The sequence below is a fragment of the Streptomyces sp. HUAS MG56 genome, assembly GCF_058673395.1.
In genome coordinates this window covers 4,465,018-4,486,067 of sequence record NZ_CM178722.1, presented here as the reverse complement: position 1 = coordinate 4,486,067, position 21,050 = coordinate 4,465,018, and the positions used below count along the sequence as shown (strand labels likewise).

The window sequence follows — 21,050 nt, the reverse complement described above, 5'->3', positions numbered from 1 at the left end:
GTACGCGTGACCCCGCGCGGGTCGTCATGCCGCTCTGTTCCGTTCCGGCCATTCCCGGACATCCGGCACGACGAGACCCCCGGAGGGCTCACCCATGTCCGTTCTCGCTGTCTTCGCCCGCCTGGTCGAGCACGTCGCCGACCTGCTGACCCCGCTGTTCCACGCCTCCGCGGCCGCCGCCGCGATCGTCCTGTTCACCGCGCTCGTACGACTCCTCGTCCACCCGCTGTCCCGCGCCGCCGCCCGTGGCCAGCGGGCCCGGGCCGCGTTGCAGCCGAGGATCGCCGAACTGCGCACGAAGCACGCCGAGGATCCGCAGCGGCTCCAGAAGGCGGTGCTGGAGCTGCACGCCGAGGAAAAGGTCTCGCCGCTGTCCGGCTGCCTGCCGAGCCTCCTCCAACTGCCCGCGTTCTTCCTCCTGTACCACCTCTTCTCCAGCTCCACGATCGGCGGCGAGGCCAACGGCCTGCTCGGACACGAGCTGTTCGCGGCGCCGCTCGGCGGGCGCTGGGCCGACGCGCTCGCCGACGGCGGGCCGTTCGGGCCGGCCGGGCTGGTCTACGCCGGTCTCTTCGTCCTCGTCACGGCCGTCGCCGTCTTCAACTACCGGCGCACCAAGCGCATGATGGCGAACAACCCGGTCGCGGGTGCGGGCGGCGACGGCGGGCAGGTGCCCGGGCTCGGCGCGCTCAACAAGGTCATGCCGTTCATGTCGTTCTTCACCCTCGTCACCGTGGCCGTCGTCCCGCTCGCGGCCGCGCTGTACGTCGTCACGAGCACGACCTGGAGCGCCGTGGAGCGGGCCGCCCTCTATCAGTGAGAGGCCTGGTTACGGTCCAGTACGTGAACAGGGTCTTGCGGAGTGGACTCCGGGATTGGAGGATCGGCCAGTCCTCCGATGGCTGCACCCATCGGCCGGGCGCCCCCGCGATCGAGGGAGATTGTGACCATGAAGCTGCTGCGAGTCGGTACGGCAGGGGCGGAGCGGCCCGCGCTGCTCGATGCCGAGGGAACCCTCCGGGACCTGTCGGGGATCGTCGACGACATCGACGGCGCGCTCCTCGCCGACGAGGCCGCGCTCGGCCGGGTACGGGCGGCCGCCGCCTCCGGTGAGCTGCCCGCGCTCGACGCGGCGGGGCTCAGGACCGGGCCGCCGCTCGGCCGGATCGGCAAGATCGTGTGCATCGGGCTCAACTACCACGACCACGCCCGCGAGACCGGCGCCGAGCCGCCCGCCGAGCCGGTGGTCTTCTTCAAGGCCCCGGACACCGTCGTCGGGCCGCACGACACCGTCCTCGTCCCGCGCGGCTCCGCGAAGACCGACTGGGAGGTGGAGCTGGCCGTCGTCATCGGACGAACGGCCCGCTACCTGGAGTCGGCCGAGGACGGCCTCGCGCATGTCGCGGGGTACACGGTCGCGCACGACGTCTCCGAGCGGGAGTTCCAGATCGAGCGCGGCGGGACCTGGGACAAGGGCAAGAACTGCGAGACGTTCAACCCGCTCGGGCCGTGGCTCGTGACGGCCGACGAGGTGCCCGACCCCCAGGCGCTGTCCCTGAGGCTGTGGGTCAACGGGGAGCTGAAACAGGACGGGACGACGGCCGAGCAGATCTTTCCCGTGGGGGAGGTCGTGCGGTACGTCAGCCACTTCATGACGCTGTACCCCGGGGACGTCATCAACACGGGGACGCCGGCGGGGGTGGCGATGGGGCAGCCGGAGCCGAAGCCGTATCTGCGGGGCGGGGACGTGGTCGAGCTGGAGATCACGGGGCTCGGTCGGCAGCGGCAGGAGCTGAAGGACGCCTAGGCGGGTGGGGGCTGCGCGAGTACGGCGGGTGCGGGTCGGCCGTGGTTTCTCGCGCAGTTCCCCGCGCCCCTTCGAGAGCGCTTCCGCTCAGTCCAGCAGATAGGCCAGGCGGCGCCATTCCTCCCTCGGGAGTTGCTCCCGCGGGCCCCCGGTGACCACCTGGAGGGCCACGTGGTCCGCGCCCGCCTGGTGGAAGGTGTCGATGCGGTCGCGGACGGCGGCCTCGTCGCCCCACGCGAAGACCGCGTCGACCAGGCGGTCGCTGCCGCCGTCGGCCAGGTCGTCCTCGGTGAAGCCGAGGCGCAGGAAGTTGTTCGTGTAGTTCGGCAGGGCGAGGTACATCGCGAGGGTCTCGCGGGCGACGGCGCGGGCCCGGGCCGGGTCGGGCTCCAGGACGACCTTCAGCTCGGGGGCGAGCAGCGGCCCCTCGCCGAGGATCTCGCGGGCCTGCGCGGTGTGTTCGGCGGTGACCAGGTACGGCACCGCGCCCGCCGCCCGGTCCCGGGACAGCTCCAGGGTCTTGGGGCCGAGGGCCGCGAGGACCCGGCGGTCGGCAGGGACGCCCGCCGCGTCCAGCGCGTCGAGGTAGGCGACCAGCGCGGAGTAGGGGCGGCGGTACTGCTCGGCGAGCTTGGCGTGGCTCACCCCCAGGCCGAGCACGAAGCGGCCGGGGTGGGCCGCGTCCACCTGGGCGAAGGCCGCCGCGCTGGTCTCGGCGTCGTAGTCCCAGATGCTCTGGATGCTGGTGCCGACGGTGAGGGCGTCGGTGGCCTCCAGGAGCGGTACGGCATGCCGGGCCGCGCTGCTGCCGCCCAGCCATACGGCTCGGAAGCCGAGCTCCTCCAACTCGGCCGCCGCCTCCGCCAGTTCGCCGCGCCGGGAGGGTTCCTCCGTGCGCAGGGCGAAGCTCCAGATGCCGTAGCGGCCGATCCGGTCCTTCAAGCCGTGCGAGGTGTTCGTGCTGCTCGTGCTGCTCGTGCTGCTCATCGGGGCGATCCCTCCGGGCGGGTCGTGATCATCACGTCTACAGCCCTTCCCAACCGGCGGGATCCCCCCACGGATTCCCGGCGGGTGTCACACCTTGAGGAATCGCTCCAGGGCCTCGACGACGAGCCGGTGGTCCTGGAGCTGGGGCAGGCCGGAGACCGTCACCGCGCCGACGACGCCCACGTTCTCCACATGGACCGGGAACGAGCCGCCGTGGGCCGCGTAGGTGCCGGGGTCCAGGCGGGCGGAGTCCTCGAAGGTCGTGCCCTTGGCGCGGAAGCGGGAGCCGACCAGGTAGGAGGAGGCGCCGTAGCGCTCCACCACCCGGCGCTTGCGGGCGATCCAGGCGTCGTTGTCCGGGGTGGAGCCGGGCAGGGCGGCGTGGAAGAGCTGCTGGCCGGCGCGGTGGATGTCGATCGCGACGGGCGCCCCGCGCTCCCGGGCCAGCTCGACCAGGAGCGAGCCGAGGGCCCAGGCGTCCTCGTACGTGAACTGCCGGAAGACCAGGCGGCGTTCCTGTGCCTCCAGCTCCTCGACGGACGGGGCCGGTGCGGGGTCGGTGCGGGGAGCGGTCCGGGACATCAGAGGGTCACCGTCGCCTTGTCGAGGGCCGAGCGGCGGGCCGCTTCGAGTACGTCGAGGGCGGCGGCCGCCTCCAGCGCGGACACCGGGTTGGGCGCGCCGGCACGCAGGGCGTCGGTGACGGCCGCGTAGTAGGCGGGGTAGTCGCCCGGCAGGGTCGGTACGGGGGTGCCGGCGCCGGTCAGCGGGGACTCCCCGGCGCCGATGCGGCCCCACAGGGACTCCGGCTCGGCGCCCCAGTGCGGGCCGGGGCGCAGGCCCTCGCGCAGTGCCCCCTCCTGCGGGTCCAGGCCGTACTTCACATAGCCCGCCCGCGAGCCCAGCACCCTGAAGCGCGGGCCGAGTTGGGCGGTGGTCGCGGAGACGTAGAGGTGGGAGCGGACACCGCTCGCGTGGGTGACGGCGATGAAGGTGTCGTCGTCGGTCTCGGCGCCCGGGCGGCGGACGTCCGTCTCGGCGTACACCTCGGTGGCCGGGCCGAAGAGGACCAGGGCCTGGTCGACGACGTGGCTGCCGAGGTCGTAGAGGAGACCTCCGATCTCTGCCGGGTCGCCGGACTCGCGCCAGCCGCCCTTGGGCTGAGGGCGCCAGCGCTCGAAGCGGGACTCGAAGCGCCACACGTCGCCGAGCGAGCCGTCCGCGAGGAGCCGGCGCAGGGTCAGGAAGTCGTTGTCCCAGCGGCGGTTCTGGAAGACCGACAGCAGCAGGCCGCGCTCCTCGGCGAGGGCGGCGAGGCCGCGGGCCTCGGCGGCGGTCCCGGCGACCGGCTTGTCGACCACGACCGGCAGGCCCGCCTTCAGGGCGGCGGTGGCGAGCGGGACGTGCGTCCTGTTCGGGGACGCGATGACGATCAGGTCCAGTTCGCCGGCGCGGTCGAACAGCTCCCAGGGCGTGGCGACGGTCCGGATGTCCGGGAACTCGGCGCGGGCCTGCTCCTGCCGCTCGGGGTTCGAGGTGACCACGGTGTCCAGGGCGAGGCCCTCGGTGGCGGCGATCAGCGGGGCGTGGAAGACGGAGCCGGCGAGGCCGTAGCCGATCAGGCCGACGCGGAGAGGGGTGGCAGCACTCATGGGACTACTTTCGCAACGCTGTTGCCAAAGTGCAAGCGGCGGGGACAATGGGTGGCGTGAACAGGACGACGACGGGGACGGGGACGCGGGCGGGAATGAGGACGCGGGAGGGAATGGGCGCCGGCGGCCCGGCGGGGGCGAACCTCGGCGCGGTGCGCAGCCACAACGCCGCGCTGGTGCTGGGCCTGCTGCGGGACGCCGGGGCGGAGGGCATCAGCCGGCTCGAACTGGCCGAGCGCACCGGGCTGACCCCGCAGGCCGTCAGCAAGATCACCGCACGGCTGCGGGAGCAGGGGTTCGCGGCGGAGGCCGGGCGCCGGGCGTCCACCGGGGGCAAGCCGCGCACGGTGCTGCGGCTGGTGCCGGAGGCGGGGCACGCGGTCGGGGTCCACCTGGACCGCGACGAGCTGCGGGCCGTCCTCGTCGACCTGGACGGCGCCGTGGTGGCGCAGCGGCGCGCGGAGCTGGACCTGGGGGCCGGGGCGCCGGCCGTGCTCGGGGTGCTCACCCGGGCGGTGGAGGGGCTGGTGGGGCAGGCGCTCGGCCTCGGGGGCGACGACGGACTCGCCGGTGTCGGCACGCTGCTCGGAGTGGGGGTGGCGCTGCCGGGGCCGCTCGATCACGCGCGCGGGGTGCTGCACCGGGTCACGGGATTTCCCGAGTGGGACGGCTTCGCGCTGCGGGACGCGCTGGAGACACGGCTCGGGGTGGCGGTGGTGGTCGACAAGGACACGAACGCGGCCGCGCTGGGGCTCTCGGTGCGGGGCGAGGGCGGCTCCGGATCCTTCGCGTACCTGCATCTCGGCACCGGGCTCGGGGCCGGGCTGGTGATCGGCGGGAGCGTGCACCGGGGGGCGCGGACCGGGGCGGGGGAGTTCGGGCACCAGGTGATCCAGCTCGACGGTCCGCCGTGCGAGTGCGGGAACCGGGGGTGCGTGGAGGCGCTGTGCCTCGGGGCCGTGGGGCGCGGGGAGCCGGAGGAGGCGGCGCGGGTGCTGGGGGTGGGGGCGGCGAATCTGGTGGGGCTGCTCGACATCGACGCGGTGCTGCTCGGGGGGCGGACCGTGGCCGGGGCGCCGGAGGTGTACGTGCGGGGCGTGGGTGACGTACTGGCGGCGCAGGCCCGGCGGGAGGGGATGCCGGGCGGGGCGGTGCCGGTCCGGGCGGCCGGGGGCGGCGAGCGGATCGTCGCGGAGGGGGCCGCGCAGTTGCTGCTGGGGCGGTTGTTCGGGCGCGGGGACGCGTGAGGGTGCCGTGCGCCGTGGCCGGGTTGCGAGGCCGGCCGGTCGTCCCACCGTGGAACCAACCGCATCAATCGACTCCATGGGTGACCTGAGCCCCGACGGCCCGCCTCCGAAGGTGACCGGCACCCTGGTCGGAACCGCCCGGCTCGACCCGGGCACGCGAGCGGCGGCGCACATCTACCTGGCCTGCGCCTCGGACCCGGACGACGTGGCCACGGTGGACGTCACCGTCGTCGGCCGACCCCGGCACCGCCCCCGCGGAAACGGCTCCCCCGCGCGCTCCCGGTCACCCGGCCCGACCATGGACCCATGCGACTGCGCACACCCCCGGCCCTGGCAGCGGCCGCGACCTCGGCACCGGTAGTGACCCCGGCCCTGGTCCCGGCCGCGCCCCTGGCCCTGGTGGTGCCCCCGGTCCCGGTCCCGGCCCCGGTCCTGCTCCCGGTGGTGACTCCGTCCGCGTCCTCATCCCTGACCTCGTCCTCGGCCTCGTCTACGTCCCTGCCCACGTCCCTGACTCTGGCCCCGGCCGTGACCCTGGCCCCACCCCCGGTGCTGCCCCCGCTCCCGCGTCTCGCCCTGGCCGCCGTCACCGTCGCGGTGGCCGTCGGACTCCTCGTCCCCCTGTCCGCGCCGGTTGCCCGGGCCGTCGGGGCGCCCGCGGATGCCGTCTGTGCCGGTGCCGACGCGCATGTCTTCCCGCTCACCGCCCGGATCCGCGGGGGCCCGGACTCGTACGAGGCGGGCGGTGGATTCGGGACCTGGTACATCGACCTCACCAACACCACCCGCCGCACCTGCACCGGTGTCCACCCGGTCGTCGTCCTCGTCGACAGCAGGCGCGCACTGAAGCCCCACCAGCCCCGGCTGGACTTCTACGACGGCTCCCGGGCCCGTCCGGTGTCGTTCGAGAGCACCGACGAGCAGGAGCTGGTCGGGGTGCTGGACGCCGCGGGGTTCGCCGGGTTCACCGTGCCGGCCGGCAGGACGGTCAGCGTCAGGGTCAGGCTCTCGCTCACCTCGGACGCCTTGGCCGACCGGGTCACCGCGGGCGCCGCCGTGGTCCAGCGCCGGGGCGCGGACGACGGGGACTGGGTCGGGCAGTCCGATCCGTACGTGTTCGGGATCGTGCACGAGGGGGACCGCGCGGGCGACGGCGCCGAGGCAGGGGCCGAAGTCGACTGGCAGACAAGCGAGTTGGCGCGCACAGGAACCGGGGGCGCGCCCGGTCTGTCGGCGGCCGCCGGGGCCCTGGTCGGGGCCGGCGCCGGTGCGTTCCTGGTGTCCCGGCGGCGCCGCTGAACCGGGTCCCGTACCGGAAGCGCTCCCGTCGTCTGCGAACATCCCTGCGTGGACTACCCGAACGACCAGGCCCCCGGCGCCCCCGTCCGCTCCGGCATCCCCGAGCACGGGCGCATCCCCAAGTACTACGCCGTGAAGGCGCGGATCGCCGCGCTGCTGGAGGAGCTGGGGGAGGGCGGCCCCATCCCCACCGAGCGGGATCTGGCCGAGCGGTACGACGTCGCGCGCGAGACCGTGCGGCAGGCGGTGCGGGAGCTGGTGCTGGAGGGACGGTTGCAGCGCCGGGGGCGCGGGACCGTCGTCGCCGGGCCCAAGCTCGCCCAGCCGCTGTCCCTCGCCAGCTACACCGAAGGGGTGCGCCGGCAGGGCCGTACGCCCGGCCGTGCCCTCGTCACCCTCGACCGCTTCCCGTGCCCCGAGGCCCTCGCCGCGGAGACCGGGCTCACCCGGGGCGAACCCGTGTGGCACCTGGAGCGCGTGCTGCTCGCCGACGAGGAGCGGGTCGGGCTGGAGAGCACGTACGTCGCCGTCGCGCGGGTGCCCCGGCTGGACGCCGACTTCGACCCCGACTCCTCCTTCTACGGCTATCTCACCGCCCAGGGCATCGCCTTCGGTGACGCCGACGAGCGCATCGAGACCGTGCTGGCCACCCCCCGCGAGGCGCTGCTCATCGGCACGCCGCCCGCCCTGCCGATGCTGCTGATCCACCGCGTCTCGCGGGACACAGAGGGCCGGCCGCTGGAGCGGGTGCGCTCGCTGTACCGGGGCGACAGGTTCTCCTTCACCACGCATCTGAGCGGCTGAGAGGCGAGTACTCGGGCACTCTCAGTTGTGTCACGAAACAATAACGGGTCTAGCCCAAACTTGAGGGGTCGTTCACGCTCTCGTTGACAGCCGGATATCTCCGGTTCCCCGGTCCCGAGGAGCGTTGCCGACGTGAGAGTGACAGTCGTAGGAGCAGGCGTGGTGGGCACCATGCACGCCTGGCATGCAGTTCAGCGTGGCCATCAGGTCGTCCAGATCGAGCGTGAGACCGAGGCGCGCGGCGCCTCGCTGCGCAACTTCGGGCAGATCTGGGTCAGCGGCCGCGCGGGTGGCGAAGAGCTGGAGACCGCACTGCGGGCGCGGGAGCTGTGGGAGGGGATCGGCGCCCGCGTGCCGAAGCTCGGGTTCCGGGCCAACGGGTCGCTGACCCCGGTCCGCGGCGCCCTGGAGCTGGCGGTCGCCGAGGCCGCCCTCGCCCGCCCGGACGCCGCCGCCCGCGGCTACAAGCTGCTGCTGCCCGCCGAGGCGCGCGCCCTGAACCCCGCCCTGCGCGGCGAGTTCACCGCGGCCCTGTACTGCGAGCGCGACGCGGCCGTCGAGCCCCGCACCGCCCAACTCGCCCTGCGCGAAGAGCTGTTGAAGTCCCCGGACTACACCTTCCTGTCGGGCCGTGAGGTACGCGACGTGGTCGGCCCCGGCGCCGTACGGGACGACCACGGCGACGTGCACCACGCCGACGCCGTCGTCCTGTGCACCGGCGCCTGGCTCGGCGGACTCGTCCGCGAGCTGGCCGGGCCCGACCTGCCCGTGCGCCGCGTCCGCCTGCAGATGATGCAGACCGACCCGTTGGGCGAGCAGCTGACCACCTCCGTCGCGGACGCCGACAGCTTCCGCTACTACCCGGCCTACGGCTCCCCGGCGCTGGACGCGCTCAACGCCGGCCGGCCCCAGGCGCCGACGGCGGCCGAGCACAGGATGCAGCTGCTGATGGTGCAGCGCGCCGACGGCGGACTGACCATCGGCGATACCCACGAGTACGAGCACCCCTTCGCCTTCGACACCGCCGAGGAGCCCTACGAGCACCTCACCGGAGTCGTCGAATCCCTGCTCGGGCGCCCGCTGCCGCGCATCCGCCGCCGCTGGGCGGGCGTGTACGCGCAGTGCACCGACACGAGCCGGGTCGTGCACCGGCAGCAGGTGAGCGACGGTGTGTGGCTGGTCACCGGGCCCGGCGGGCGCGGCATGACCTGCTCCCCGGCGATAGCCGAAACGACCGCGAACGAACTGGGCTGGTGAGCACCCCCATGACCCCCTCCACCGACATCCGTCTCGTCGTGCTCGACATGGCCGGGACCACCGTCGGCGACGACGGCCTCGTCGAGCGCGCCTTCGCCGCCGCCGCAGGCGAACTCGGCGTCGAGACCGGCTCGCCCGAGCACACCGAGCACCTCGCGTACGTCCGCGCCACCATGGGCGAGTCCAAGATCTCCGTCTTCCGGCACCTGTTCGGCACCGAGGAGAAGGCCCGGCGCGCCAACGCCGCCTTCGAGAAGGCATACGGCGAGCTGGTCGACGGCGGCCTGATCGCCCCCGTCCCCGGTGCCCGCGAGGCCATCGAGGAACTGGCCGGCAGCGGCCGGACCGTCGTGCTGACCACCGGCTTCGCCCGCGTCACCCAGGACGCCATCCTCGACGCCCTCGGCTGGCGGGATCTCGTCCCGCTCACCCTGTGCCCGGCCGACGCCGGCGGGCGCGGACGGCCGTACCCGGACATGGTCCTCGCGGCCTTCGTCCGCACCAGGGCCGCGGACGACGTGCGCCAGGTCGCCGTCGTCGGCGACACCTCCTACGACGTGCTCAGCGGGGTACGGGCGGGCGCCGGGCTGGTCGCGGGCGTACGCACCGGGGCCCACGGGGACGCCGAGTTCCACGCCGCCGGGGCCACGCACGTCCTCGACTCGGTGGCCGGTCTGCCCGCGCTGCTGTCGGGAGCGCGCTGAGATGGGCATCCGCTTCGACTCCGTCACCGTCGCCTACGACGGCAACGTCGTCCTCGACGCCCTCGACCTCACCGTCGAGCCCGGCGAGGTCATGGCGCTGCTCGGGCCGTCCGGCTCCGGCAAGACCACCGCGCTGCGGGCGGTCGCCGGGTTCGTACGGCCCGTGTCCGGGCGGGTGCTCCTCGGCGGCCGGGACGTGACGGACCTGCCGCCGTACCGGCGTGGCATCGGCATGGTCGTGCAGCAGTACGCGCTCTTCCCGCACCTGCGGGTCGACGAGAACGTGGCCTTCGGGCTCAGGGCCAGGAAGACACCCAAGATCTCCAAGGGCGGGATACGGCAACGGGTCGCCGAGGCGCTGGAGATGACCGGCATGGGCGCCTACGCCCGCCGCCATCCGCGCGAGCTGTCCGGCGGACAGCAGCAGCGGGTCGCCATCGCCCGCGCGCTGGCCATCCGCCCGGACGTGCTGCTCCTGGACGAGCCGCTGTCCGCGCTGGACGCCCGGCTGCGCTCCGGGATGCTGACCGAACTGGCCCGGCTGCACCGGGAGTTGCCCGACGTCTCGATGCTGTACGTCACCCACGACCAGGTCGAGGCGCTGACCCTGGCCGACCGGATCGCCGTCATGGACAAGGCGCGGCTCCAGTCCTGCGGGACGCCGAGGGAGCTGTACCGCTCCCCGGTCGACGAGTTCACCGCCTCCTTCGTGGGCGGCGCGAACCTGGTGCCCGTGACCGTGGGGACCGGCGGGGTCTCCTTCGCGGGGTCCGAGCTGGAGGTCGACACGAACGGGGCGGCCGCGGGGGCGCGGGCCACGCTGTGCGTACGGCCGCACGCCGTCGGGCTGGGCCAGGGCCCCAACCAACTCACCGGCGTCGTACGGGAGATCCAGTGGCGGGGCGCCACACACCGGCTGTACGTCGAGGTCGGCGGACACACGCTCATGGCGGACGTGCGCGAACTGAAGGCTCCGCCGGCCCACGGCGACTCCGTGAGCCTGCACTTCGCGTCCGACGACGCCGTACTGCTGCCCGCCGGAGTCAGCCATGCCTAGGCGCCTGTTGTGGGCCCTGCCTCCCGTGGTCCTGCTCGCCCTCTTCTTCCTCTACCCCCTCGGCCTCGTCGTCCAGCAGTCCTTCCAGCCCGACTCCGGCGGCACCTCCCTGCGGCCCTACGCCGACGTCTTCGCCTCCGACGCCTTCCGGCACGCGCTGTGGACCACCGTCTGGCTGGCGCTCGCCTCCACCGCCGGATGTCTGCTCCTCGGGTTCCTGCTGGCGCTGGTCATCGCGTTCGTGCCGTTCCCCGGGGCGAAGGGGGTGGCGCGGTTCATCGACGTGTACCTGTCCTTCCCGTCCTTCCTCATCACGCTGGCCCTGCTGTTCATCTACGGCAGCACCGGCATCGTCGGCTCCTTCCAGTTCCTCACCACGCCCTGGGGCGTGCTGCTGGCGGAGGTCACCTACTTCACGCCGTTCGTGATGCGGCCCTTGCTCGCCGCCTTCTCGCAGCTGGACACCGCCCAGCTGGAGGCGGCCAGTTCGCTGGGCGCGCGGGCGCCGCGGATCGTGCGGCGGGTGATCCTGCCGGAGGCGCTGCCCGCGCTCGCCGCCGGCGGGAGCCTCGTCCTGGTGCTCTGCCTCAACGAGTTCGGCATCGTGCTGTTCACCGGCGCCAAGGGCGTCACCACCCTGCCGATGCTCGTCTACAGCAAGGCGATCCTGGAGTCCGACTACCCGGGCGCGTGCGTGGTCGCCGTCGTCAACGTCCTGATCTCCGTGGGCCTCTACGCCCTCTACCGGGTGGTGAGCCGTCGTGCTGGTGCATAGCCGCGGGGCCAGGTGGGCCGTGTGGACGGTGTTCGCCGTCCTCTTCCTGCCGCTGTTCGCCCTGCCCCTCCTCGTCATCCTCGGCGCCTCCTTCGCCACCCACTGGTCCGGCGTCCTGCCCTCGGGCGCGACCGTCGCCAACTACCGTGCCGCCACCCGCGGCGAGGCCCTCCAGGCGCTCACCACCAGCCTGCTCACGGCCGTCGGCGCCAGCCTGCTCGCGCTGACCGCCGGCACCTGGGCCGCGCTGGCCGCGGCGGGGCTGAGGAAGCGGTACCGCAGGATCATGGACGCCCTGTTCGTCCTGCCGGTCGCCGTACCCTCCGTCGTGGTCGGACTGTCGGTCCTCGTCGCCTTCTCCAAGCCGCCGCTGCTGCTCAACGGCACCCGGTGGATCGTGATCCTCGCGCACACCGTGCTGGTCACGGCCTTCGCCCACCAGTCCGTGTCGGCGGCGATCACCCGCCTCGACCCGGCCTACGAACAGGCCGCCGCCTCCCTCGGCGCCCGCCCCGCCCACGTCCTGTGGCGGGTCCGTCTCCCCCTCCTGCTGCCCTCCCTGACCGCCGCCGCCGGCCTCTGCTTCGCCCTGTCCATGGGCGAGCTGAGCGCCACGATGATGCTCTATCCGCCCGACTGGACCCCGCTGCCGGTCCTGATCTACGCGGCCACCGACCGGGGCGCCCTGTTCACCGGCTCGGCCGTGGCCGTGGCGCTGATGGCCGCGACCCTGCTCGCCCTGTTCGCCGTCTCCCGGGTCCGCACCCGGGCGTCGTACCGCTGACACCCCCCACCGCAGACCATCCCCCCACTCCCGTAACCCCCGTGAAAACGCCAGGAGTTGGCCTCGCCATGCCCAGAAACCGCCTCTCGCCCGCCATAGCCCTCGCCCTGCTCGCCACCCCCGCGCTGTCCGCCTGCGGCACCTCCACCGCCTCCGACGCCAAGGAGGTCACCGTCTACAGCGCCGACGGCCTCAAGGGCGAGAACGGCGACGGCTGGTACGACAAGGTCTTCGCGGACTTCACCAAGCAGACCGGCATCAAGGTCAAGTACGTCGAGGGCGGCTCCGGCGAGATGGTGCAGCGCGCCGTCCGCGAGAAGAGCAACCCGCAGGCCGACGTGCTGGTCACCCTGCCGCCCTTCATCCAGCAGGCCGACGCCAAGGGCCTGCTGCAGAAGTACGAGGTGAAGGACTCCGACCAGGTCAGCGGCGCCGACAAGGCCGTGGACGGCTCCTGGATCTCCGTCGTCAACAACTACTTCGGCTTCGTCTACAACAAGAAGGAGCTGAAGCAGGCCCCGAAGACCTGGAACGAACTGCTCGACGCCACGTACAAGAACAAGCTCCAGTACTCCACCCCGGGCGTCGCCGGCGACGGCACCGCCGTCCTCATCAAGGCAATCCACGACTTCGGCGGCAAGGAACAGGCCCTCGCCTACCTGAAGAAGCTCCAGGCCAACAACGTCGGCCCGTCCGCCTCCACCGGCAAGCTCGCGCCCAAGGTCGACAAGGGCGAACTGCTCGCCGCCAACGGCGATGTGCAGATGAACTACGCCCAGGCCAAGACCATGCCGAACCTCGGCATCTGGTTCCCGGCCGACAAGGACGGCAAGCCCTCCACCTTCGCCCTGCCCTACGCAGCCGGCCTGGTCACCAAGGCCCCGCACAGCGAGAACGGAAAGAAGCTGCTCGACTTCATGCTCGCGCAGAAGCAGCAGGAGGAGGTCAGCTCCATCGGCGGCGGCTTCAGCGCCCGCCAGGACGTCAAGGCCACCGACGCCAACGCCGTCGCCCTCACCAGAATCATGGACGGCGTCGACTTCTTCGAGCCCGACTGGACCGACATCGACAAGAACCTGACGTCGTACGTCGAGGACTGGAAGTCGGCGACCGGCAGCTGAGCCGATCGACAGGCGGACGGCAGAGTCAGGATCAGGCCAGGCTGATTAGGCTTGGGGCGTCGGTACGCCGTGGTTCCGGCGCCCCCGCTTTGCCTTGTCGACCGCACGTACGCCAGGAGACGCACAACATGGCAGACCGCAAGCCGATCGAGTCGTGGCTCACCGACATGGACGGTGTCCTGATCCACGAGGGCGTTCCGATCCCCGGCGCCGACGCCTTCCTGAAGAAGCTGCGCGAATCCGGCCGGCCCTTCCTGGTGCTGACCAACAACTCCATCTACACCGCCCGCGACCTGCACGCCCGGCTGCGCCGGATGGGCCTGGACGTGCCGGTGGAGAACATCTGGACCTCGGCGCTCGCCACCGCCCAGTTCCTGAACGACCAGCGGCCCGGCGGCAGCGCCTACGTCATCGGCGAGGCCGGTCTGACCACGGCCCTGCACGACATCGGCTACATCCTCACCGACCACGAGCCCGACTTCGTGATCCTCGGCGAGACCCGCACCTACTCCTTCGAGGCCCTGACCAAGGCCGTCCGGCTGATCAACAACGGCGCCCGGTTCATCGCCACCAACCCCGACAACGTCGGCCCCTCCATCGAGGGCGACCTGCCCGCCACCGGCTCCGTCGCCGCCCTGATCACCGCCGCGACCGGCAAGAAGCCGTACTTCGTCGGCAAGCCCAACCCGCTGATGATGCGCGCCGGGCTCAACGCGATCGGCGCCCACTCCGAGACCTCCGCGATGATCGGCGACCGCATGGACACCGACGTGCTCGCGGGTCTGGAGGCCGGTATGCGCACGTTCCTGGTGCTCAGCGGGGTCACCCAGCCGGACGCCGTCGACCAGTACCCGTTCCGCGCGTCCAAGGTCGTCGACTCCATCGCGGACCTGGTCGACCTCGTCTGACACAGCTGACCAGCGGCTTTCAAACCCGGGCCCACCCATTTGGAGCAATCGGGCGCCCCCAGAGGATGCGGGGGCGCCTGCGCCGGGGGAGCCTCCAGATAACTGGAGGTTCACGATGGGCTCATTTCGCCTCACTGTCTGTACCGGAATCCTGGCCGTCGCCGCCCTCACACCGTCGGCTCACGCGGCCGACGGCGGCTCGGTCTCCGTGACTCCCGGCTCCCCGTCCCCCGGTACCGACGTCTCCCTGCGCGTCCACGGCTGCTCCGGTCCCGAGGGCACCGCCGTCTCGGGCGCCTTCGTCTCCGACGCGCGGCTGACCGGCAAAGGAGGCTCCCTCTCCGGCGAGACCCGCGTCCGCTCCTCCCTCGCGCCCGGCGCCTACGACGTGAGGATCACCTGCGCCGACTACGTCATCAGCGGACGGATCACCGTGGCGGGCGGCCGGGGCGACGCCCGGGGAACGGCCCCGGGCTCCGACCGGGGAACCGGACAGACCAGCCAGACAGGACAGACCGGATGGACCGGACAGACGGGGGATGCGGACCGGCGCCCCGGCTCCGCCGCCTCCCCCGTCGCCCCGGTCCACGCGGGCGGCGGCGGCACCGCCACCCACTTCGCCACCGTGGCCACCAGTGAGTCCGGGCCCGGCACCGCCGAGACCGTCACCGGTCTGGGGCTGGCCGGGGTCGCCGCGCTCGCCGTCGGGCTCCGCGGACACCGGGGCCGCAACAGCCGTACCGGCCGCTGACGGGCCCGCATGACCGACGACCAGGGGCATCCCGGCACCGGCACCGGACGGCTGGTCACCCTTGTCACCTGGGCGCTGCTGCTGCTCGGGCTGTGGCTGTGGGGGCGGGCGGTGACCGGCGTACCGGACGGCGCGGACGACCCGGCCGCCGGTGGCACCTGGGCCTCCGGAGCCGTGGACCCCGCCCTGCTGCCCCGCGCGGCCGCGCCGCTCGCCGACGCGCTGCCGCAGCGCGTGGACATCCCCCGGCTCGGCGTACAGGCCCCCGTGGTGGCCCGCGGCCTCGACACCGAGGGCGCCGTCGACCCGCCGCCGTTCGACCAGCCGGGCGTGGTCGGCTGGTACGGCGCCGGCGCCAGCCCCGGCGCCAAGGGCGCGGCCCTCCTGGTCGGACACGTCGACACCGCGACCCGGCCGGGCGTCTTCTACAAGCTCAGCACGCTCACGCCGGGCGCGACGGTCCGGGTGGTCCGCTCGGACGGCACGGTCGCCCACTTCACCGTCGACGACGTCCGCGTCCTGCCCCGCAGCGGCTTCGACGCCCACCAGGCCTACGGCCCCCGCCGCCCCGGCCGCGCCGAACTGCGCCTGATCACCTGCGGTGGCGCCTTCGACCGCACCACGAGCTCCTACACCGCCAACGTGGTGGTCAACGCCTACCTCACCGGCACCACGCACTGACCCCCGCACGCCCCGGCGTGCGACCTCGTGACGGGGCGTCCGGATATGTCAGCATGGGACGGCACCCGGACCAGTGCGCCCAGGGGGGAATCGTATGGACGACAGCAGGGGGGCCAGGCCCTGTCATCACACTCCGACAGGACCTGGGGCGAGCGCGCGGGTGTCCGTGGCGGTGGTGCTGGGGGCGGCGCTGCTGCTCGCCGGCTGCTCCTCGGGAGGCGGAGGCGGCGACAAGAACGCCGGCGACGGCGCCCGGATCACCCAACAGCCCAAGTCCGCCGACCCGTTCTGGGTGAACCCGGACGGCACGGCGGCCCGGCAGCTCGCCGCCTACACCAAGGCGGGCAGGACCTCGGACGCCGAGCAGATCCGGAAGATCGCCGAGCAGCCCGTGGGGGAGTGGATCGGCTCGGAGAACCCCGAGCAGGAGGCCCGCGGCTTCACCGAGGCCGCCCAGCACGCCGACCGCACGGCCCTGCTCGTGCTCTACGACATCCCGCACCGCGACTGCGGCCAGTACTCCCAGGGCGGCGCCGCCGACGGCAACGCCTACCGCGCCTGGATCGACGGCGTGGCCCGGGGCATCCAGGACCGCCCGGCCGTCGTCGTCCTCGAACCGGACGCCGTACTGCACCTGGTGGACGGCTGCACGCCGAACCAGTTCCACGAGGAGCGCTACGACCTGCTCCGGGGCGCGATCACCACGCTCAAGTCCCTGAAGAACACCAAGGTCTACCTCGACGCGGGCAACGCCGGCTGGGGCCGTCCCGACCAGATCTTCCAGCCCCTCCAGCAGGCCGGCATCGCGCAGGCCGACGGCTTCGCCGTCAACGTCTCCAACTTCTACTCCACCCAGGACTCCCTCGCCTACGGCAAACAGCTCTCGGCGAAGGCGGGCGGCAAGCACTTCGTCATCGACACCAGCCGCAACGGCAACGGCCCCGCCACACAGGGCGATCCGGGCCGGCGCTGGTGCAACCCGCCGGGCCGCGCCCTCGGTGAGACGCCGACGACGAAGACGTCCGACCCCCTCGTGGACGCCTACCTGTGGGTCAAGCGCCCGGGGGAGTCGGACGGGACGTGCAAGGGCGGCCCGAAGGCCGGGGACTGGTGGGCGAGTTACGCACTCGCCCTGGCCCGGAACAGTAAGCAGTAGCCCTACGACACCTTGACCCACTGTGCGACGGACGGCGTCCCCTGGTCGTCGTCCACGAACAGCATGTACCACCCGGACGGCACCAGGTTCCGGTTCGTCGGCACGGTCACCGTGACCTTGTCCCCGGACACCCTGAAGTCCAGTGCGATCGACCGCTGGTCCACATCCGTCACATGCGTCGACGCGCTCGGCCGGATCAGCCGCGCCTTCCTGAGGCCGGCCGCCTGCCGCGACGTGAACGTCCCCGAGGCGCCCCGCGCGATCGTCTGCGGACCGCCGCTCAGCGACGGCCGCGCACCCCGGTACAGATACGGCGGGGTGTAGATCTCGATCCGCTGCTCGAACTTCCCCGGCTTGGTGTTCGCCTTGTCGCCGTACAGCGAGTCGGAGCCGAAGAACATCACCCGCCCGTCCGGCAGCAGGATCGACCCGGAGTGGTAGTTGCGGCCCACCAGCGGATCGGCGACCTGCGTGAAGCTGTTGCTGTCGGGGTGGTACAGCCGCGCCTGGAGGATGTTCGAGTCGCCGCGCCCCCGGTAGTCCTCCGAGCCGCCCGACACCAGCACCGTGTCGTCGGGCAGGACCGAGGACTGCGGATACCGGGTCCCCTTCTCCAGCGACGGCCCGTCCGTGAACGCGGGTTTCCCGGCCTTCAGGTCGATGAGCCGCGTCCTCCTGCTCGACAGCTTCGACTCACCGACCCCGCCGCCCCCGATCACCATGAACTTCTCGTCCTGCGCCGGCGGCAGCAGCACGGTCCCGGAGGTCTCCATCATGTTCGGGTCGCTGAGCCCGGGCAGCTTGGTGAAGGCGTTGCTGCCGACGTCCCAGATGCCGGGCTCCCGGCCCACGTCGTCCGGGCCGTACCCCGCGTTGGACCCCGAGTAGAAGATCTTGCCGTTCTGCATCAGGAACAGCGCCGGGTACGTCGGGAACTGCCGGGTCGTCCTCGTGTACGTCCACTTCTTCGTCGCCGGGTCGAAGATCTCGTTCTTGCCCGGCACCAGCTGACCGATGTCGTCCAGGCCGGAGACGCTGAGGATCCTGCCGTCCGACAGGGTGGTGAGCGTCGGGTACCAGCGGGCCTCGTTCATCGGGTCGACCTTGATGTACCGCTCGGCGACCGGGTCGAACTCGTAGGCGTCCTTGATGCCTTCGAAGTCCTTCTTGTCGAGGGCGAGCTTCTGCGCGATGCCGTACGTGTTGCGCGCGTCGGCGCCGCTCAGGCCCTCGACTGTGTAGTTGTCCTGGGTGCCGGTCTCGTACTGGGTGCCCTCGCGCGGCGCCTCGACGTAGACCCGGCCGTAACCGGGGTTGTTCCGCAGCCACTTGCCGGACTTGTCGAAGACCTTCGTCGCGCGCGGGAGGAGCACCGGGTCCTGCGAGACGAACGTCCTGCCGTTCTGCTTGCCGGTGAACCTCGTGCCGGCCGGCAGCGTCATCGGCTTGTCCGGGTTCTCGTTGTAGAGGATCATGACGCCGCCGGCCTTCTTGACGTCACCCTTGAGCTTCTCGTACCGCTTGGTGCCGCCGGCGATCAGGATGTCGCCGTTGCCGAGCTGCGTGTGGCCGGTGCAGAACAGGTCGGCCGGGGTCGGCACCTTCTTGATCGTGCCCTTGACCGGGTCCCAGATCCGGGTGTCGAACTTCTTGGCGTTGAAGTTGTCCTGGTTGTTGCCCGAGCCCGCGATCATCAGGATCTTCCCGGTGCGCAGCAGGGACGCGTGGATGGTGTCCTGCCGGAACTCCTTGGGGAACTCGATGATGTCCCAGTGGCCGTTCTCGGCCTTGTACTCGGGTCTGTTGATCTTGTACTGGTGGTACTGCGCGGTGGTGAAGCGGTAGACCCACGGCCCGTTCATCCCGGCCAGCGCGAGCACCACCGCCGTCCCGATCGCGAGCCTGCGGGCGCGACGGCGGCCGGCCTGGTCCTTCATTCCTTACGTCCCCCAAGTCCGCCAAGGGCGATCTGCATGGTCTGCTCGTTCGTCTCCGCGGCCGGGCCCGCCGGCGGGCCGCCGCTCGCCCAGGACGGCCGCTGCTGCGGCACCGGCGCCGGGTGCGGCGCGGCGGGCACCGCGTCCCGCGGCCCGGCCCCCGCCGCCACAGGCGCGGGCTCGCGCCGCTCCCGCCGCAGGGTGTACCGCCAGACGAGGATCGGCGAGGCGGTGATCAGCAGCGCGAGGGCCGCCCAGACGATCATCGCCGGGTGGGAGTGCCCGAACACGAAACCGGCGGCGAGCGAGCCGCCGAAGACCAGGATGAAGAACCAGTGCACCCTGAACGTCCCGAGCAGCGTGTCGGGGCTGGCCGACTCGCCCTTGGGCGTGACGACGAACGTGCTCTTGCGGCGCAGCACCGCGTCCATCAGCGAACGGGCGTAGATCGGCGCGGACAGCGCGGACATCACCATGCCCGCGACACCGCCCGACCCCTCCGGCTCGTGCGGGGAGACGTTGTGCCGCCGGTTCCAGACGTACAGGCCGATCTGGAGCGCGGAGGCGTTGCCGTACAGCATCAGCCACACGGTCGGGTCGATGTTCACACCGGAGGCGCCCAGCCCGAGGAACAGGGCGCAACTCAGGGCCGCGAGGATCCAGTTGAGAGCGGACATCGGGTAGAAGATGATCATCATCGTGTAGTTGAAGAGTTTGCCCGGCCCCAGGGTGAACAGGCCCTTCCAGTACTGCTTGAGGATCGTCTCGTACGTCCCCCGGGACCAGCGCAGCTGCTGTGTGAAGAAGTCCGTCCAGGCGTTCGGGCCCTCGCCGACGGCGAGGACGTCCGGCGTGTAGACGGACTTCCACTTCCGCCCGGTCGCCGGGTTCTTGGCCCGGTGCATCTCGAAGCCGGTCGCCATGTCCTCGGTGATCGAGTCGTACAGCCCGCCGATCTGCTTCAGCGCCCTGATCCGTACGGCGTTGGAGGTGCCGACGAACATCGGGGCGCCGTAGCGGTTGCCGGCGCGCTGGATCAGGGCGTGGAAGAGGAACTGCTGGGACTCGGCGGCCTTGGTGACGAACGTGTCGTAGTTGCCGTAGACCTGCGGGCCGATGACGAAGCCGACGTCCGGGTCGCGGAAGTAACCGAGCATCCGCTCCAGGTAGTTGGGCAGCGGCACGTGGTCGGTGTCGACGGAGGCGAAGTAGTCGTAGGCGTCGCCGTGCGCCGCCAGCCAGGCGTTGTAGTTGCCGTGCTTGGTCCGCGCGCGGTGCGGCCCCTTGGGCCGGTTCCACTTCTCCACCCCCTTGCGGGTGAAGTGGTGCACGCCGAGCCGGGCGCAGACCTCCTTGACGGCCGGGTCGTCGCCCTCGTCCAGCAGCCACACGTGCAGCAGGCCCCGGTGGCGCAGCCGCACCGCCGCCTCCAGGGTCTTCGTCACCATCTCCAGCGGCTCCTTGCCGGGCACGAAGGTGGTGATGAAGGCGACCCGGGTGCCGGTCTCGGGCACGACCGGGACCGGGTCCCGGGCGACGAGCGTGGCGTGCGCGTTGGACAGCACGTTCATGCAGCGGAAGAACTCGATCAGGCCGATCGAGACGAGCATGACGACGTCGAGGGCCGGCAGGAAGTCGTAGGCGGGGTAGTCGCGTTCGGTCCAGTGCGCGGGGCGCAGCAGCCAGAACAGCAGGACCAGCGAGAGGATCGGGGCCGCGCCCAGCATGAGCGCCGCGCGTATGCGATGCGGTTCCTGCGACAGCAGCGACCGGTACGCCACCGTGTACGGCTTCGCCGGGTCGGGCTGGGTGAGCGGGCCGGCGAGCCGGCTGTAGTGCTCGTAGTCGTATCTCGGCAGGCTCTTGCGTATGCGGCGGAACTGACCCGTCCGATGGGTGACCGCCCTCAGCTGTGTGGTCCGTGACGGGTCGTCGGTCTCGTCGGTCTCGTTGTGAGCGTGGCTCTGCCCGGCGCCCCTCGGCGTCGACGTCATGAGTCAGTCCCCCCACACGCAGGTCACTGCGTGTTGTTGATCAGCGGTGGCGCGAGTGATGGCGCGTATCTCCACGTCCTCCCCACTGCATGGACACGGGATCGCGACCTTCCGGTTGCAGGGGCCCCT

At 72.1% G+C, this 21,050-nt stretch carries 21 protein-coding genes; 16 read left to right on the top strand and 5 right to left on the bottom strand.

Annotation, left to right across the window (positions count from 1 at the left end):
• Positions 1-94: 94 nt before the first annotated feature.
• Together AC4OXY_RS21265 and AC4OXY_RS21260 are read left to right on the top strand one after the other, a co-directional pair.
• On the top strand, positions 95-820 hold the full coding sequence (locus tag AC4OXY_RS21265) for a YidC/Oxa1 family membrane protein insertase (RefSeq protein ID WP_362821256.1): 726 nt from the start codon (positions 95-97) through the stop codon (positions 818-820).
• Positions 821-949: 129 nt separating this feature from the next.
• Entirely contained in the window at positions 950-1,807 is an 858-nt protein-coding gene (locus AC4OXY_RS21260) for a fumarylacetoacetate hydrolase family protein (protein WP_356034225.1), read from the top strand.
• Between the two features lie 87 nt (positions 1,808-1,894).
• On the opposite strand, the gene AC4OXY_RS21255 is transcribed toward AC4OXY_RS21260, so the two are convergent.
• From AC4OXY_RS21255 to AC4OXY_RS21245, 3 genes are all read right to left on the bottom strand, one after another.
• Positions 1,895-2,794, bottom strand: a complete 900-nt coding sequence (locus AC4OXY_RS21255) for an LLM class F420-dependent oxidoreductase (RefSeq protein WP_376285988.1) — start codon at positions 2,792-2,794, stop codon at positions 1,895-1,897.
• Positions 2,795-2,881: 87 nt separating this feature from the next.
• Positions 2,882-3,376 carry a heme-degrading domain-containing protein gene (locus AC4OXY_RS21250; RefSeq protein WP_356034230.1) on the bottom strand — a complete coding sequence of 165 codons (495 nt, stop codon included), beginning with the start codon at positions 3,374-3,376 and terminating at the stop codon, positions 2,882-2,884.
• On the bottom strand, positions 3,376-4,446 hold the full coding sequence (locus AC4OXY_RS21245) for a Gfo/Idh/MocA family protein (protein ID WP_362821253.1): 1,071 nt from the start codon (positions 4,444-4,446) through the stop codon (positions 3,376-3,378). Before AC4OXY_RS21245 ends, AC4OXY_RS21250 begins: the two co-directional genes overlap by 1 nt.
• A 95-nt stretch (positions 4,447-4,541) precedes the next feature.
• On the opposite strand from AC4OXY_RS21245, the gene AC4OXY_RS21240 reads away from it, so the two are divergent.
• The 14 genes from AC4OXY_RS21240 to AC4OXY_RS21175 all read left to right on the top strand — a co-directional run bounded on the left by AC4OXY_RS21240 (position 4,542) and on the right by AC4OXY_RS21175 (position 16,990).
• Entirely contained in the window at positions 4,542-5,693 is a 1,152-nt protein-coding gene (locus AC4OXY_RS21240; protein ID WP_491994623.1) for an ROK family transcriptional regulator, read from the top strand.
• 76 nt (positions 5,694-5,769) lie between these two features.
• Entirely contained in the window at positions 5,770-6,054 is a 285-nt protein-coding gene (locus AC4OXY_RS21235; RefSeq protein ID WP_376285982.1) for a hypothetical protein, read from the top strand.
• Entirely contained in the window at positions 6,000-6,992 is a 993-nt protein-coding gene (locus tag AC4OXY_RS21230; RefSeq protein ID WP_491994438.1) for a hypothetical protein, read from the top strand. Before AC4OXY_RS21235 ends, AC4OXY_RS21230 begins: the two co-directional genes overlap by 55 nt.
• A 48-nt stretch (positions 6,993-7,040) precedes the next feature.
• A complete protein-coding gene (locus tag AC4OXY_RS21225; RefSeq protein ID WP_356034238.1) occupies positions 7,041-7,796 on the top strand; it encodes a GntR family transcriptional regulator in 756 nt (251 codons plus the stop codon).
• A 132-nt stretch (positions 7,797-7,928) separates the two neighbouring features.
• A complete protein-coding gene (locus tag AC4OXY_RS21220; RefSeq protein WP_491994437.1) occupies positions 7,929-9,053 on the top strand; it encodes a TIGR03364 family FAD-dependent oxidoreductase in 1,125 nt (374 codons plus the stop codon).
• Between the two features lie 8 nt (positions 9,054-9,061).
• Entirely contained in the window at positions 9,062-9,757 is a 696-nt protein-coding gene (locus tag AC4OXY_RS21215; protein ID WP_376285973.1) for an HAD family hydrolase, read from the top strand.
• Position 9,758: 1 nt separating this feature from the next.
• On the top strand, positions 9,759-10,814 hold the full coding sequence (locus AC4OXY_RS21210; RefSeq protein ID WP_491994436.1) for an ABC transporter ATP-binding protein: 1,056 nt from the start codon (positions 9,759-9,761) through the stop codon (positions 10,812-10,814).
• Entirely contained in the window at positions 10,807-11,589 is a 783-nt protein-coding gene (locus AC4OXY_RS21205; RefSeq protein WP_491994435.1) for a 2-aminoethylphosphonate ABC transporter permease subunit, read from the top strand. Before AC4OXY_RS21210 ends, AC4OXY_RS21205 begins: the two co-directional genes overlap by 8 nt.
• On the top strand, positions 11,576-12,373 hold the full coding sequence (locus tag AC4OXY_RS21200) for an ABC transporter permease (protein ID WP_491994434.1): 798 nt from the start codon (positions 11,576-11,578) through the stop codon (positions 12,371-12,373). The genes AC4OXY_RS21205 and AC4OXY_RS21200 overlap by 14 nt, the downstream gene beginning before the upstream one ends.
• Before the next feature lie 68 nt (positions 12,374-12,441).
• Positions 12,442-13,494, top strand: a complete 1,053-nt coding sequence (locus AC4OXY_RS21195; RefSeq protein ID WP_376285962.1) for a 2-aminoethylphosphonate ABC transporter substrate-binding protein — start codon at positions 12,442-12,444, stop codon at positions 13,492-13,494.
• Positions 13,495-13,622: 128 nt separating this feature from the next.
• Positions 13,623-14,402: an HAD-IIA family hydrolase gene (locus tag AC4OXY_RS21190; protein ID WP_356034254.1), complete on the top strand. Its 780-nt coding sequence runs from the start codon at positions 13,623-13,625 to the stop codon at positions 14,400-14,402.
• A 115-nt stretch (positions 14,403-14,517) separates the two neighbouring features.
• Complete coding sequence (locus AC4OXY_RS21185) at positions 14,518-15,153, top strand: hypothetical protein (RefSeq protein WP_491994433.1); 636 nt, start codon at positions 14,518-14,520, stop codon at positions 15,151-15,153.
• A gap of 9 nt (positions 15,154-15,162) precedes the next feature.
• Entirely contained in the window at positions 15,163-15,834 is a 672-nt protein-coding gene (locus tag AC4OXY_RS21180) for a class F sortase (RefSeq protein ID WP_356034259.1), read from the top strand.
• 94 nt (positions 15,835-15,928) lie between these two features.
• Positions 15,929-16,990, top strand: coding sequence for a glycoside hydrolase family 6 protein (locus AC4OXY_RS21175; protein WP_376285955.1), 1,062 nt, complete (start codon positions 15,929-15,931; stop codon positions 16,988-16,990).
• A 2-nt stretch (positions 16,991-16,992) separates the two neighbouring features.
• Here the strand turns inward: AC4OXY_RS21175 and glxA are convergent, their stop codons facing one another.
• Both glxA and AC4OXY_RS21165 read right to left on the bottom strand, forming a co-directional pair.
• Entirely contained in the window at positions 16,993-18,927 is a 1,935-nt protein-coding gene (gene glxA, locus AC4OXY_RS21170; RefSeq protein ID WP_491994432.1) for a radical copper oxidase GlxA, read from the bottom strand.
• Entirely contained in the window at positions 18,924-20,921 is a 1,998-nt protein-coding gene (locus tag AC4OXY_RS21165; RefSeq protein WP_402066187.1) for a glycosyltransferase family 2 protein, read from the bottom strand. Before AC4OXY_RS21165 ends, glxA begins: the two co-directional genes overlap by 4 nt.
• Positions 20,922-21,050: the final 129 nt, after the last annotated feature.

Coding starts and splice junctions, on each gene's coding strand:
- AC4OXY_RS21265 (WP_362821256.1), top strand. CDS start 95: ATGTCCGTTCTCGCTGTCTTCGCCCGCCTGGTCGAGCACGTCGCCGAC.
- AC4OXY_RS21260 (WP_356034225.1), top strand. CDS start 950: ATGAAGCTGCTGCGAGTCGGTACGGCAGGGGCGGAGCGGCCCGCGCTG.
- AC4OXY_RS21255 (WP_376285988.1), bottom strand. CDS start 2,794: ATGAGCAGCACGAGCAGCACGAGCAGCACGAACACCTCGCACGGCTTG.
- AC4OXY_RS21250 (WP_356034230.1), bottom strand. CDS start 3,376: ATGTCCCGGACCGCTCCCCGCACCGACCCCGCACCGGCCCCGTCCGTC.
- AC4OXY_RS21245 (WP_362821253.1), bottom strand. CDS start 4,446: ATGAGTGCTGCCACCCCTCTCCGCGTCGGCCTGATCGGCTACGGCCTC.
- AC4OXY_RS21240 (WP_491994623.1), top strand. CDS start 4,542: ATGAGGACGCGGGAGGGAATGGGCGCCGGCGGCCCGGCGGGGGCGAAC.
- AC4OXY_RS21235 (WP_376285982.1), top strand. CDS start 5,770: ATGGGTGACCTGAGCCCCGACGGCCCGCCTCCGAAGGTGACCGGCACC.
- AC4OXY_RS21230 (WP_491994438.1), top strand. CDS start 6,000: ATGCGACTGCGCACACCCCCGGCCCTGGCAGCGGCCGCGACCTCGGCA.
- AC4OXY_RS21215 (WP_376285973.1), top strand. CDS start 9,062: ATGACCCCCTCCACCGACATCCGTCTCGTCGTGCTCGACATGGCCGGG.
- AC4OXY_RS21210 (WP_491994436.1), top strand. CDS start 9,759: ATGGGCATCCGCTTCGACTCCGTCACCGTCGCCTACGACGGCAACGTC.
- AC4OXY_RS21205 (WP_491994435.1), top strand. CDS start 10,807: ATGCCTAGGCGCCTGTTGTGGGCCCTGCCTCCCGTGGTCCTGCTCGCC.
- AC4OXY_RS21195 (WP_376285962.1), top strand. CDS start 12,442: ATGCCCAGAAACCGCCTCTCGCCCGCCATAGCCCTCGCCCTGCTCGCC.
- AC4OXY_RS21190 (WP_356034254.1), top strand. CDS start 13,623: ATGGCAGACCGCAAGCCGATCGAGTCGTGGCTCACCGACATGGACGGT.
- AC4OXY_RS21185 (WP_491994433.1), top strand. CDS start 14,518: ATGGGCTCATTTCGCCTCACTGTCTGTACCGGAATCCTGGCCGTCGCC.
- AC4OXY_RS21180 (WP_356034259.1), top strand. CDS start 15,163: ATGACCGACGACCAGGGGCATCCCGGCACCGGCACCGGACGGCTGGTC.
- AC4OXY_RS21175 (WP_376285955.1), top strand. CDS start 15,929: ATGGACGACAGCAGGGGGGCCAGGCCCTGTCATCACACTCCGACAGGA.
- glxA (WP_491994432.1), bottom strand. CDS start 18,927: ATGAAGGACCAGGCCGGCCGCCGTCGCGCCCGCAGGCTCGCGATCGGG.
- AC4OXY_RS21165 (WP_402066187.1), bottom strand. CDS start 20,921: ATGACGTCGACGCCGAGGGGCGCCGGGCAGAGCCACGCTCACAACGAG.